This window comes from Paenibacillus algorifonticola (assembly GCF_050481745.1).
GTDB lineage: Bacteria > Bacillota > Bacilli > Paenibacillales > Paenibacillaceae > Pristimantibacillus > Pristimantibacillus algorifonticola_A.
The window spans coordinates 39,506-52,718 of record NZ_JBCNGR010000035.1 but is presented as its reverse complement, the minus strand read 5'-3'; the positions used below and the strand labels follow the sequence as shown (position 1 = coordinate 52,718).

The 13,213-nt window shown below is 46.1% G+C and carries 8 protein-coding genes; 2 read left to right on the top strand and 6 right to left on the bottom strand.

All coding sequences use genetic code 11. The features are described 5' to 3' along the window. Nucleotides 1-22 precede the first annotated feature (22 nt). Entirely contained in the window at nt 23-529 is a 507-nt protein-coding gene (locus ABEW34_RS24665; RefSeq protein ID WP_430162268.1) for a TetR/AcrR family transcriptional regulator, read from the top strand. Nucleotides 530-827: 298 nt separating this feature from the next. On the opposite strand, the gene ABEW34_RS24660 is transcribed toward ABEW34_RS24665, so the two are convergent. From ABEW34_RS24660 to ABEW34_RS24640, 5 genes are all read right to left on the bottom strand, one after another. Continuing rightward, entirely contained in the window at nt 828-6,071 is a 5,244-nt protein-coding gene (locus ABEW34_RS24660) for a discoidin domain-containing protein (protein ID WP_430162266.1), read from the bottom strand. Nucleotides 6,072-6,259: 188 nt separating this feature from the next. Next, complete coding sequence (locus tag ABEW34_RS24655) at nt 6,260-7,702, bottom strand: glycoside hydrolase family 32 protein (RefSeq protein ID WP_430162517.1); 1,443 nt, start codon at nt 7,700-7,702, stop codon at nt 6,260-6,262. A gap of 125 nt (nt 7,703-7,827) precedes the next feature. Continuing rightward, entirely contained in the window at nt 7,828-9,558 is a 1,731-nt protein-coding gene (locus ABEW34_RS24650) for a hypothetical protein (RefSeq protein WP_430162264.1), read from the bottom strand. A gap of 83 nt (nt 9,559-9,641) precedes the next feature. After that, entirely contained in the window at nt 9,642-10,535 is an 894-nt protein-coding gene (locus ABEW34_RS24645) for a carbohydrate ABC transporter permease (RefSeq protein ID WP_430162262.1), read from the bottom strand. A 16-nt stretch (nt 10,536-10,551) separates the two neighbouring features. Beyond that, on the bottom strand, nt 10,552-11,406 hold the full coding sequence (locus ABEW34_RS24640) for an ABC transporter permease (RefSeq protein ID WP_430162515.1): 855 nt from the start codon (nt 11,404-11,406) through the stop codon (nt 10,552-10,554). Nucleotides 11,407-11,854: 448 nt separating this feature from the next. On the opposite strand from ABEW34_RS24640, the gene ABEW34_RS24635 reads away from it, so the two are divergent. Beyond that, a complete protein-coding gene (locus ABEW34_RS24635) occupies nt 11,855-12,850 on the top strand; it encodes a LacI family DNA-binding transcriptional regulator (RefSeq protein WP_430162260.1) in 996 nt (331 codons plus the stop codon). A 142-nt stretch (nt 12,851-12,992) separates the two neighbouring features. Here the strand turns inward: ABEW34_RS24635 and ABEW34_RS24630 are convergent, their stop codons facing one another. Further along, nucleotides 12,993-13,124, bottom strand: coding sequence for a hypothetical protein (locus tag ABEW34_RS24630; RefSeq protein ID WP_430162258.1), 132 nt, complete (start codon nt 13,122-13,124; stop codon nt 12,993-12,995). Nucleotides 13,125-13,213 lie beyond the last annotated feature (89 nt).

The following is a 13,213-nucleotide window of genomic DNA, read 5'->3' as shown; positions in this document are numbered from 1 at the left end:
AATCAGGAGGAAATGTACCCTCATGAATAACGAAGAAAAAAACACTTTTGTAAAAGAACAAATTACAGAAGCTACAATACAGCTATTAATGAAATACGAGCTTTCCCACATATCAATAAGTCAAATAACTGCGAAAGCGCAGGTGAGCAGAAATTCATTCTACCGGAATTATGTCGATAAAGAGGATATCTTACTGAAACACATAAAGAATTTAATCTCGAAGTGGGAAGCAGATTATCAGCAAATAAATAATGATTCCAACGCCGAACTATATGGAAGTCTATTTAAGCACTTAAAAGAAAATAGCGATTTTTATCATTTGCTAAAAAAACGAAATTTGTTTTATCTGTTTTTAAACACGTATATCGAGCTCTACGGATCCAAAACCGAATATGACAATATGACAGCCTACGTCACATCTTTTATAGCCTACGGAACGTATGGCTGGATCGAAGAATGGATTGGTCGTGGCATGCAAGAATCTGCCGAGACCATGTCGTCGCTCCTCTCATCACACGGGATGAAGTAATATTTTTATTTGATCAAAGTTTTTTAATCTTGGTCTTGATAATTTTCGTTCAAATACCTTATTTTCTTCTGACAGGTACTAAGCTAGCGGGGTCGTCCACGTTTACGTCATATTCTTTTTCCCATTACGATGAGCATGGCCATGACGAACCCGGAAACTCAAGCTTAACTAAGCACGGATTATCGGGAGACATTATTCAAGAGGGCTCGGACCCGTTCCGTTAGCTCCCCGTATTAAATCTAAACGTCTTTTTCAAAAAAAAAACCATCGCCCGGGTTGGACGATGGTTTTGTTACTTCTACAATTCCCCTATTGCCTCCAGGAATCTGTAAATAATCGATGCAGCCTGATCTCTTTGAGATAACATCCCCGGTTCATAGGAAGTCCTACTGACACCATTGATAATCCCCAGTTTAAAACTGGCTTGGATGGCATCCTTTGACCATGAAGCCGCCTGATCCAAATCTTCAAATCCTGTATTGTCCTCGTCGCCGACGGCGAAGGTTGTCTGACCAGTTGCATAGGTATAGGCGTTGATTACCATGACAGCCATTTGTTCACGTGTCATTTCTTTATCCGGGTCATATCTGTCGTTGCCTGCGCCTTTAATAATGCCGCTGGCCTGTGCTGCTTCCACATATGCCGTATACCATTGCCCTTCCGGCACATCGGTGAATGTCCCTTTGTAAGCCAGAAGATCTATTCCTAGCGCTCTTACAAGGAAGGTTGCGAACTGGGCACGTGTGACTTTTCCTGCTGGATCAAAACGGGTCTCGCTGATACCTGAAGCGATATGCTTTGCTGCCATCACTTCGATATTAGCCTTAGCCCAATGCTTGGATCCAATATCGGAAAAACTTTTGTTGTACTCCATGACGGCAAACTTCGTAAAATGTCCGGTTTTTGCTTCTACCTTCTCTGTTGCGGAATTGTATTTGCCTCCGACATAAATCCATGTCCCCGAAGCTTCATCCAGATAATAAATGCCAAGCTTCTTTGCATCTGTCTTGCTAGTAATACCTTTAGCAGCAATTTCTATAGTCACTTTCTCTTTGAACTGCGTTACAGAATTCTGTACATTTCCTTTTACAGATGTCAGCGTGAATTCAATGACGGGACCGGTTGCTTTCAAGCCGTTAAGGCTGGTCAGCACATTCTGCTTTTCAGTATCCGTGAGTGTTTTTATTTGTATTATCAGATCACCTGTCATCTCTTTAAGAACAGATAACGGTATTGAAAGTGAATTATTTTCCAGTTCTACTTCCAACTCCAATTTTTCGTTTACTATTTTTTCAATGGCATCAGCAGCAAGTACCCATTCATAAATCGAAGCGGAAGATTCCGGCAGCGTTAAGGTTATTTTCTTGCCGTTCTGTTGATTGATAGCTTCGATCATCGAAGAAATAATATTTTTCGTATATTTAGCCACAGCCTTGCTGCCATCAACGGTAGTTGTGCTTCCGTCCGGATTTTGAATGGTTACCGGCCCTTCTTCGGGATCGGGTACAGGTGTGGTGGTGGTGGTGGTCTTGTTGATGACAAGGCTCAAAGTGGCTTGTTTTCCGTCGTAGGTTATCTTCACCACTGCGTTACCGTCTTTTTTGATGGTGATGATTCCGTTGTCGACACTGACGACATCCTCCCCGCTTTGAACTGACCAGGTAGCATTAGAAGTAATATTTACATCAGCCTCTCCGTCTGCTACGGTTTTACCCCATGCCTCCAAAATGATGGTACTCACCGTATCCCGTGCGTTCAGTGAGGTTATTTCCTCTCCCTCATGCTTGAAATAAACTTCCTGATATATATTCTGCGGCTCTTCATCTGTGTTATAGACGTCAAACTCTGCGACGGACCACCAGTAACCCTCGTTGCCGGTGACGACGACCTTGATGTAACGAGCTGTCTGCGTCTGGAAGGCGACCTCTTGGAGCGGACCGCTTCCTGTTACGGAAGTAACCTTGGTCCAGTTGGTTCCGTCCGTAGATACGAACATGTCTGAGCTTCGCGCATAGTCATTGCTGCCGCTGCCGGAATCGATCACCATCTTATTGAAAGTCTCCGTTTGCCCCATATCCACTGTAAAGGAAAGACCATCGTACTGCCCTGTTCCGGAGCTATATCGGGTGGAAGCATTGCCATCCAGCATGTTACCTGGCACATCGCCCCATGGGCTGACATCTGTAGCCGTTGCCGTCCAACCCGCCCGATAATCCGTTACTGCGATGTACGCGTCAAACTCTGCGACGGACCACCAGTAACCCTCCGTGCCGGTGTTGACAACCTTGATATAGCGAGCTGTCTGCGTTTCGAAGGTGACCTCTTGGAGCGGGCCGCTTCCTTTTATAGAAGAAACCTTGGTCCAGTCGGTTCCATCCGAAGATACATACACGTCTGCGCTTCGCGCATAGTCATTGCTGCCGCTGCCGGAATCGATCACAATCTTGTTGAAAGCTTCCGTTTGCCCCATATCCACTGTAAAAGAAAGACCATTATACTGCCCTGTTCCCGAGCTATACTTGGTATCAGCATTGCCATCCAGCATCTTTCCTGGCAGATCGCCCCACGGACTTACATCCGTAGCCGTTGCAGTCCAAGTCGTTCGAGTGTTGTATACGTTAAACTCTGTGATTGACCACCAGGTACCCGTAGTGCCGGTATTGATGACCTTGATGTATCGGGCTGTCTGCGTTGCGAAGGCGGCCAGCTGAACTTGTTGGCCGTCTGAAACGATAGAAGAAACCTTGCTCCAATCAGTGCCATCCGAAGATACGTACACGTCTGAGCTTCGCGAATAGTCACCGATACTGCTTCCGGAATCCAACATAATCTTGTTGAACGTTTGCATTGACCCCATGTCCACCGTAAACGAAAGACCATTATACTGTCCTGTTCCCGAGCTATACCGAGTGTTAGTATTGTCATCAATCATGTTTTCGGGATTGCCATCGCCCCACGGACTTATATCCGTAGCCGTTGCGGTCCAACCCGCCTTCGACAACACAGCAGGTAGACCTTTGACGTTGAACGAAGATCCGCCTGCATATGATCCATCGCTTCCATAGACAGAAACCGCTACTGACCCCGATTGAAGTCCGTCCGGAACGTAAGCGACGATGCTCGAATCTGACCAACTGCTTATGTTGGCCGGGATCGATCCGAAATGGACCGTACCCAGTCTTTGTACGTCACCGAAGTTAATACCGTCGATCGTAGCCTTATAGCCCACTATGCCTTCGTTTGGCGTCAAACTGCTGAAGACCGGTGCCGGGAAGCTTGACGAATCCATAGTTGTAAACATCGCTGAGGTTCCGCCTTGGAGCGTATAGGTATACGAGCTGTCCGTAGATATCGGGAAGCTTTGGCTGCTCCCGGTTCCATTGTATACTACGGTTACCCGCTCCCCTTTCGGGCTGGTCCAGTTCTGCAGCTCGAGGCCGTTTGTTACCTCTGTCGGTGCAGTGATTGAACCCGTTTCATTCGAATTGCCATACACATTCATTTCACCGATGGACCACCAGAAACCGCCAGTTCCGGTACTGACGATGCGAATATACTGTGCTGTCTGGGTTGGCAGCGTGATGGTTATATCTCCTATGCCCCCACTGCCTTGTGCAACCGCGCTGCCCCAATTGACGCCATCATTTGAAACATATACCTGATACTTAGTAATGTAGTCAAAAGAACTGTTTACGCCGTTTTCAAGAACAATTTGATCGAAGCTCGTAGGGTTTCCAAGATTGACCTGATACCAGTCGCCGTTCTTCAGCCCATGACCGTTGGTCCACCTTGTGTCGAGATCACCGTCGATAGCGTTCAGTGCCGCATCCCCAGCCGCATTCCCGGTTCCGTCCCCAACCGAATTCGACGAAGCCGTGACGGTCCATCCGCTGCGGTCCAGCACCGTTCCTGCTGTCTGAATAGCAGCTCCGACCGGAAGGGAATACGTCACAAAGCTATTTTCGGAAGCGATTGTATGTTGAAAGTCCAGTAATTTCGGATCGTAGGTTATAATAGCCGAATCAGAAAATCTAAAGTCATAGGTCACATCCGTGACGCTGGCCGCTGCAGGGGTAGTGCCGCTCTGCTGAGGTCCCTCCCACTTAAACGTGACGGCATTGCCGGCGTTTAAGGTGTAATCGAACGATTGTGTTCCGTCTGCAACGCTGAAGGTCTTCGAGTCGCTTCCCGAATTATACGCAATCAGAACCTTCGATCCATCCGGATTCTGGAACGCAACATTCTCTATGCTTCCTTCCCCGAAGGTATTCGAATAAATGCGATCGGCTCCGGTCTTTACAAACTTGCTGGCATGAGCGAGTGCGTAGTAATCCACATTCTTAGTTACTTCTCCGTTATCCGGATTAATGGTAAGCAATCCGCGAACCCAAGCTTCACCATCCGTGTCGCTGTTGAGCGGACCTTTCTCGGGGTCAAGCGCAATGTTCCATAGAATCACTCCGTCCGCCCAATTACGCATACCGTTGATAATCCAAGTATTAAGCGAATCATGAAACGCTTCCTGGTCATTTGCTTGCCATATACCACCCGTTCCTTCCGTGATAAACACTTCTTTTCCTGGATAGTCGTTGTGGACCAGAGTTTGTGAAATGGGGGTGCCGCTATAGATATGCCAGCCCGTTCCAACGGCATACTGTGAGGCATCAGGGTCGCTAAATATCTTCTCGGGATACGAGGGCACATCCCAGTTGTGATCCCAAGCTAAAATCTTCGTCGAAATATGATTAGCGGCAAACGCCTCGCCCATCTCCTTAATCAACGTGGACTCCTGGTAAGCGGACAGAAACATGCCGGGATAGGTGGGAGTACCCATCGGTTCATTTTGCGGCGTAACGTAGGATATCGGTATACCTTCATCACTGTAGGCCTGCACGTACTTTACAAAATAGTTGGCGAGCTCATCATAGTACCCCTCCTTAAGAGTGCCTCCTATCATAGAATCGGAGGTCTTCATCCAACCTGGCGGGCTCCACGGAGTAGCCATGATTTTCATAGAAGGGTTAAGCGAAAGAGCTTCCTTCAATGCCGGAATGATGTAATCCTCATCATGCTCGATAGAGAAGCCCGCAAGCGTCGGATCCTCTTGTCCCTTCTCCATGTCGTTATAGGAGTAATTCCCGGATGCATTGAAATCCGTAGCCCCCATCGGAGTGCGGAGCAAACTGAGGCCGATGCCTGACGTGGGATCAAACAAATCATTCATCAGCGCCATGCGCTGAGATTCCGACATCTTGTTCCAGATTAGCCAAGCGGAAGAGTCGGTCATACCCGCCCCAAAACCTTGAACCTTTTGATACTTGCGGCTTGCGTCGACATTGATCGTTAGCGGGTTAGTCGTTTGATTGGTTTCGAACAACACATCGTTTTGTTGTTCAAGCCACTTGTTGCTCGATAAGTCTGTCAGCCAAATCTGCGCGGAATTGCTTGCTGCAGCCTGGACAGGATAGGATGGCTTTAAAACAAGGCTCATACACAGGACAGACACGAGTAGTAGAAGAAAAGATTTTTTTGTTTTGTTCATTTTTATTCTCCTAACAGTAAGAGATTGTTTGAATCATTTCCCCCATAGCGTTCGAAAACGCTTCCATAGATCAACGGAAATCTGCGAACACCATACATCGGAGAACGGATGCTCAGGGACGTATGGATTGTTCGCTAATTTTCCCCGGGAGGCGATATCCTGATCAAAATATCATCCCCCCAGAACAACTATAATTTAAATATCCTAACTTTATAGGGTATCTCGTTCTTCCCGTTACAAAAAAATGATAATCCTAATGAGGATGAGGACGGGTAAATCAAATCTGTAATGACGGCAAGACCGTCGTTCGCAAATACTTCTACCGATGCGCGATCTACAATAAGGCGCAGTTGCTGACGCTTCGGATTCGATGGCAAGACAGCTTGATGTTTGCCGGCGAAATGCTCATGAAAATCAACAACCCCCGAACGCGTGCGGTCTAAAAATACGGCTGATTCCTCCACGGAATAACCTGCCACTGTTTCTTCCTGTTCCGAGGTTCTAAGTTTAAACCCGAAAGAGTCAATGCCATCTACAGGTTCAAATTCGGCTACAATTTCATACGTTTCCAGTTGTTGGTCCTGCAATAGCGAATTCAGCTCGTTTACAGCTTTCCCTTCCGTCTCTACAAGAAGCGTTCTGATCTTCTCCAGCTCCCTCACTGGACGTTGAATCAATGCTGCTTGGCCATTCCTTGATTCCAGCGTAAGTTCTCTTGGAATCGTCATAGCGCCCCTCCAGCCTTCGGTTGGCGTCTTATTCGCATATTTCCAATTGCTCATCCAGCCTACGTAGATTCGGCGTCCGTCTTCTTCCGGTATGTCCGACCAACATACGCCTGCGTAATTATCCCTGCCATAATCAAGCCAGCGAATCGTTTGGGAAGCTTCATCCGGTACGAAGGTACGACCGTCGAAATGCCCGGTAAAGTACTGGGTTCTTGAACCCTCCTTGATGTGAGGTTCGTTTCCAATGCTTACAAGCAAAACCCATTTCTGTTTCGTACAATCCCCATCCACAGGCAACGCGAACAAATCGGGACATTCCCAGACACCGTCATGCGAACCGATTCCTTCACCGAATTCGCTGCTAAAAGTCCATTCTATTAAATTCGGGGAATGGTAAAGGCAAATCGTTTGGCCGCAAGCAAGAACCATCACCCAGCGATTCGTTTCTACATGCCAGAAAACTTTCGGATCCCGAAAATCTTTATATTTGTCAGAAGTGATAACCGGATTACCCTCATATTTGATCCAGGTCCTACCGGAATCCTTACTATATGCAATACTCTGGCTTTGCTTTTGTGTCTCATGAATATGGTGAGTAAAAATGGCGACAAGTCCAGGATTTCCGCCGAAAAAACCCGTTGTGTCGTTCCAATCCACCACAGCGCTGCCTGAAAAAATCATCCCATTCTCATCGGGCGCAAGCGCTATGGGGAAGTGTTCCCATGTCATGAGATCCCTGCTTACAGCATGTCCCCAATGCATAGATCCCATTTCCGTTCCGAACGGATGGTGTTGGTAGAATAGATGATATTCCCCATCGAAATATACCAGCCCATTCGGGTCATTCATCCATTTCTCCGCAGGAGAAAAATGAAACTTGGGACGGTACTTCTCAACATTCATAGTAATCAAAATCTTCTCTTCCTCTCCATGCTTATCGTTCAAATGCGCTACAGTCTATACAGGCAGGCAAACAATGAGTTCCGTCAAAGACAGAACCCATTGTTACCGCTATGAAAGAATGGATCTTACTTTACCAACGTGCTTTGGATTTCTTGCGTGACTTTGTCGCCGCCTTCTTTTTTCCATTGTTCTACAAATGAATCAAAGGTGTCGATCGGTTGCACGCCGACAATGATTTTGGAGAACGTTTCATACTCGAGTTTCTTCAAATTGGCCCAACGTTTATCCATCGTTTCGGTTTTTACATAAGTCAACGTATTGACCCATTTGAACTTCCCACTCACATAGGGGCGCAGACCTTCACCAAAGGAATATACCAGTCCGAAATCATTCGCCTTGTCCCCGTTGAAATCCCAGCCCGAGATGTTCGTATTGTCGTACGGCTTGGTTTTGAATGCGATCAACTTGTCGAAGATCGGGTTCGCGCCAGGATCGTAGCTGTCAAAGTTAGCGTGATGCTCGTCGAGCGTACCCTTGCCATTCAGATAGTCAATCGCTCCCTGCAAGATTAAAGCGGGGCCGTCCGCGAGAGAATACGTCAGGTAGAACGGGTATGGATAATCCGACAAAATCGACCGTTCATCTTTGGAAACGAATTTATCCAGACTCTCTGTTTTAATGTTCAGCAGTTTAATAATGGCTTCCGGGTTTTTGGCGTCCTTGCTGATGACCGCAAATTGAGAGGCTGCATTACCGCCTTTCGCCAGTTGAATACCGTCGGATCCGGAAGGCAAAATATAAGCCTGCCAGTTGGCGTTTTTGTCGTTTTTCCAGCTGTTTCCGATCTCCGTGAAAGGGTTCCACCAAGTTCCGAAGAACAACCCCGCTTTGTTATTTGAAGTCAGTTCCTCAGTATTAGACGTCAACATACCCTCGGAAATCAACCCTTGCTTGTACATGTCGGCCAACTTCTGAAGAGCCGTCTTGGTTTCGGACTGAATCGAACCGTAAACCGCTTGGCCATTGCTGTCCTTCACCCAAAAGCCTGGGAATGCGTTGAAAGCTGAGAAAATAGGATCAAAGTGCAAGCTGAAGTTCTGGTCATCCATATCCTGGTACAGTTTTCCGTCATTCTTCGGACCTACAAGACCTGCCGTATCCGCTTTGCCATTGCCGTCCGGATCTTGCTCGACGAACGCTTTCGCTACGGTTGCAAGCTCATCCAGGTTAGTAGGCGGTTTAAGACCAACTTTATCCAGCCAATCTTGACGAACCCACATGACAGGCAAGAAATCCACAAGCGGTTTGGAGCCAGGGATGCCATACATCTTGCCGTCTTGCTTGACCATGCTGTCGAACAATTCCTTGTTGGAGTCGTATACCTTCTTCACATTCGGGCTTGCGTACTTCTCCCAAACCTCGGAAATGTCCATGGCGAGGCCTGCTTTAACAATCGCTCTGTACTGACTATAAGTCAGATTGGTCAAGTAATCCGGGATAGTACCGCTTGCGATTGCCAAATCCACCTGCTTCGGATAATCGGATGCGACGAATGCATTCTTGATCTCAATGTTGTAATCTTCCTTAATCTTCCTTGTGTACGCGTTGTCTTCCAAGGATTGGCCGTCAGGGTATTTCGCATCCGGGTTCGCCCATGTTCCCCTCGTAAGAACGGTCAGCTCGGGCTGTTTACCAAACGGATCCGCTTGCGTCTCCACTGGAGCCGTAGGCTGATTGCCAGAAGACTGGGTGTTGCCGTCATTGCCGCTGTTGTCGGCGCAACCCGCGAGCATGGAAGCAGCAATTGCCAAGGACAGGGCTGCTGCGCTCGCTTTTTTGATGATGATTGATTTCATGCGTTCATTCCCCTTTTATATTATTATTATTATTTATGTCAAAGGATTTTCTCCTCGGACAACAAGGCCTACTGACACGCAGGTTAACCCTTCACGGATCCAAGCGTAATCCCTTTCACGAAATATCTCTGCAAGAACGGATAGATCAGCATCACCGGAATCATCGCCACAAAAATTTTGGCCGCATTCAAGGATTCGTTATTCAACTTGGAGGCCCGGTCGAGATCTTCCAGAGACAGGTTGGCGAGATTATCCAGGCTCGTCGTAACAACCAATTGTTGAATATAGGTTTGCAACGGATAATTCTCCGCTTGCGTGGACAGGACCATCCCTTGAAAGAATTCATTCCAATGCCCAACCATCGTGAACAACAAGACGGTCGCCAATACGGGCTTCAGGAGCGGCAGCAAGATCTGAAACAGTACTCTCCACGGTCCGGCCCCGTCGATTTTCGCCGCTTCCTCCAGCTCTTCCGGCAGGTTCTTGATGAAGTTCATAATCAGAATCATGTTGAATATCGGGATTCCGCCGCTTAACACCAAGCCCCAGATGCTGTCCATCAGGTCGTAGTTCCTCATGGTGATATACCAAGGTATCAAACCGCCGTTAAACAACAAACAGAAGACGAATGCCCACATCAACAAATTGCGTCCCGGAAATTGCTTGCTTGTTCTGGACAACGGGTACGCAGCCAGCGACAACACCAGCATCGTAAACGCCGCTCCAAGAACAACCCGTTGTACGGATACCCAAAACGCTCTAAAAAAACCGGAGTCCGACAAAATCGCGTCAAACGAAAACAAATTGAAGCCAATTGGAAAAACAGATACCAATCCCGCTTGCACGGCTTCCTTTTCACTTAACGCAACCATCAAGGTATACCAGAGTGGCAACAAACACAGCAGCGTCAAGATAATGAGAAAGATTAAATTAAATACGTCAAATGCTTTTGATCCCCATGAACGATTCTCGATCACTTTGCTTCCTCCAAACTCAAAATATTCGATAGCCCAATAGCTTCCTCGCCAGCCAATACCCTGTCGTAATAAGAATAAAGCTGACGACCGATTTCAATAAACCGACCGCTGTGCCAAAACTGAAATCCAACCCCTGCAGCCCCGCCCGATAAACAAAAGTATCAATAATATCTCCGGTGCTGTACACGAGCGGGTTGTACATGTTGTATACCTGGTCGAAGCCTGCATCCAGGATGCCTCCAAGCGACAAAATGGCTAATAGTGCGATGGTGCTGCGAATGCCCGGCAGCGTTACATGCCATATTTTTCTCCAGCGGCCCGCCCCGTCCATCACTGCCGCCTCATAGAGCGTGTAATCAATGCCGGTTAATGCGGCCAAATAGATAATCGCGTTGAAGCCAAAGTTCTTCCATACATCCGATCCGATAATGAAACCCCTGAATAATTCAGCCTTTTGAAAAAAAAGAACAGGCTCAAGGCCCATAAATTCCAGCAGGTTGTTTACCGGACCATTAATCGAAAAGATTTGCAGCATAATGCCGGATAAAATAACCCAGGACAAGAAATAAGGCAGGTATACGCTCGTTTGAATCGTCTTGACCAAGTACTTCTGTCTTAGCTCATTCAGCAGCAGCGCGAATACTAAAGGAATGAACAAATTGCAGAGGATTTTGCCAACAGCAATGATCAATGTATTCCTCAAGGCAACTCGCGCATCGTTCAACTCGAACATGTATTGGAAGTGCTCAAGACCGACAAATTCGGAATGCAGAAACCCTGTCCCCGCATTGTAATCCTGGAATGCCATCACAATCCCAAACATCGGAACGATTTGAAATAAAATCAACCAAACGAAAGCCGGTACAAGCATGATCCAGTAATGCTTTACATCGGCATTCTTAATCCTGCCCCGTTTTAACCTCACATTTTCATTCTTCAGATTCGAATTCACTGGCGAGAAACCCTCCACATTCTATAATTTACAAAGTATTGCATCGCTCCCGATAAAACTATTGCATCTGTCATTTGTCGCCTCCTAAAATATAATTCTGCACTTGTCCGTGAATATCTATGAATACGTATTAATGCGGTGGAAGCACTTTCATCGAAAGCATATCACTTTGATTTATTAGCTGTCAATACTAATTATGAAGCTATAAACTCAAATGACACTGGCAATTTTAGGGTTGGTTTATTCAAAAATACTGAATACGATTTCATGAATCACAAGAATTATTCTTGGATATTCATTTTTTTATTCTGAATATATTATTGGGCTTGGTTTTATGATATAGTAACTCTGAAAGGAGCTTATCCCCATGGCAAAAATGACTATGAAGGAAATAGCCAAAAAGGCGAAAGTGTCCCAACCGACCGTATCCCGGGTCCTTAATGGCCATAGAGGAGTCAGCGAAGAAATCGTCAATGCAGTTATGAAAGTAGTTGAAGAGGCTGGCTATGTTCCCAATAAAGCGGCTCAAACGTTGAAAAAAAGCAGTACGAACATTATTGGCATAAGCACAAGGGAGATCGACAATCCTTATTTTGTGGATATCATTGATTCGCTGGAGCTTGAAGCGAGGAAGAACGGTTACAATATTCTGTTTCACAACTCCAAATACAATCCGGTTACGGAATGGGAGAACATACAAAACTTTGTTTCCAGACAGGTGGATGGGATCATCATCGTGCCTTCAAGCGATTTTAACCTTGAGCGGATTTCAAAACTGGAAATACCTACCGTTGTGATAACCAATAATAAAAAAATGCTCGACAGTGTCGGAATCAACCATCTTCAAGCAGGAAAATTGGCCGGCGAGAGCTTCATTCATTCAGGACACAAGACATTTGGATATATTGGATCGATACGAGACGACGAAAAATTTTACGGTTTCGAAAGCGTATTGCAAGAAAACGGCTTTACGTTTGACCCAAAAAACTTTCTATTACTAGAATCCTCCAATAACAACTTTATGATTCGCAGATATATCGAAGAATATCTTGATCAGTCAGAAAAGCTTGAATTTACAAGTCTTTTCGCGGAAAATGACATCATGGCCCTTGAGTTCATGAGAGCCGCGCAGCAAAGACAAATTCGGGTTCCCGAAGACGTTAGCATCATTGGTTTTGACGATACGTATCTGGCGAAAATCATGGAGATTTCAAGCATGCATCAACCAATTGGAGAAATGGTAAAGACCAGTTTTGAAATACTCCTGAACCGTATCAATCAAGAGGTGCCCTCCAGCTTAGTGAATATTATGATGGAACCCACCTTGATCGAAAGAAAAAGCTCCAAGTTTAGACGAAGATAGTCTTCCATAAGATCCTTGGAATTTAAGAAGCGGTTGTCCCGGAGGTTATGCCGGGACAACCGCTTTGTTTTTTTGCTCGATTACCTGCACGGAATGGATACTCGAACTCATCACACTGTTCCAGCTTTTTACTGCTTTTCTCTCATTTGCTGACTTTACGTGTGGTCCATTTGTAATAACCGCTTCTGGAAACGAGCTGAGCAGCAAGCTCGAATCCAATCCCGGATGTTCCACCCGTTATAAGAATTGTATTGGAATCCATTTTCATAAACATCAATTCTTCCTCTTTGAATGATTTATATTGAAAGCTTCCGTTTTGAATGTTTTTTCATGCGCTCAATGGACCACCAACGATTGCCGTGT

What these genes read in the sequence shown, in the direction of transcription:
- ABEW34_RS24665 (WP_430162268.1), top strand. Translation starts at nt 23, where the DNA reads ATGAATAACGAAGAAAAAAACACTTTTGTAAAAGAACAAATTACAGAA.
- ABEW34_RS24660 (WP_430162266.1), bottom strand. Translation starts at nt 6,071, where the DNA reads ATGAACAAAACAAAAAAATCTTTTCTTCTACTACTCGTGTCTGTCCTG.
- ABEW34_RS24655 (WP_430162517.1), bottom strand. Translation starts at nt 7,702, where the DNA reads ATGAATGTTGAGAAGTACCGTCCCAAGTTTCATTTTTCTCCTGCGGAG.
- ABEW34_RS24650 (WP_430162264.1), bottom strand. Translation starts at nt 9,558, where the DNA reads ATGAAATCAATCATCATCAAAAAAGCGAGCGCAGCAGCCCTGTCCTTG.
- ABEW34_RS24640 (WP_430162515.1), bottom strand. Translation starts at nt 11,406, where the DNA reads ATGCTTGTACCGGCTTTCGTTTGGTTGATTTTATTTCAAATCGTTCCG.
- ABEW34_RS24635 (WP_430162260.1), top strand. Translation starts at nt 11,855, where the DNA reads ATGGCAAAAATGACTATGAAGGAAATAGCCAAAAAGGCGAAAGTGTCC.
- ABEW34_RS24630 (WP_430162258.1), bottom strand. Translation starts at nt 13,124, where the DNA reads ATGTTTATGAAAATGGATTCCAATACAATTCTTATAACGGGTGGAACA.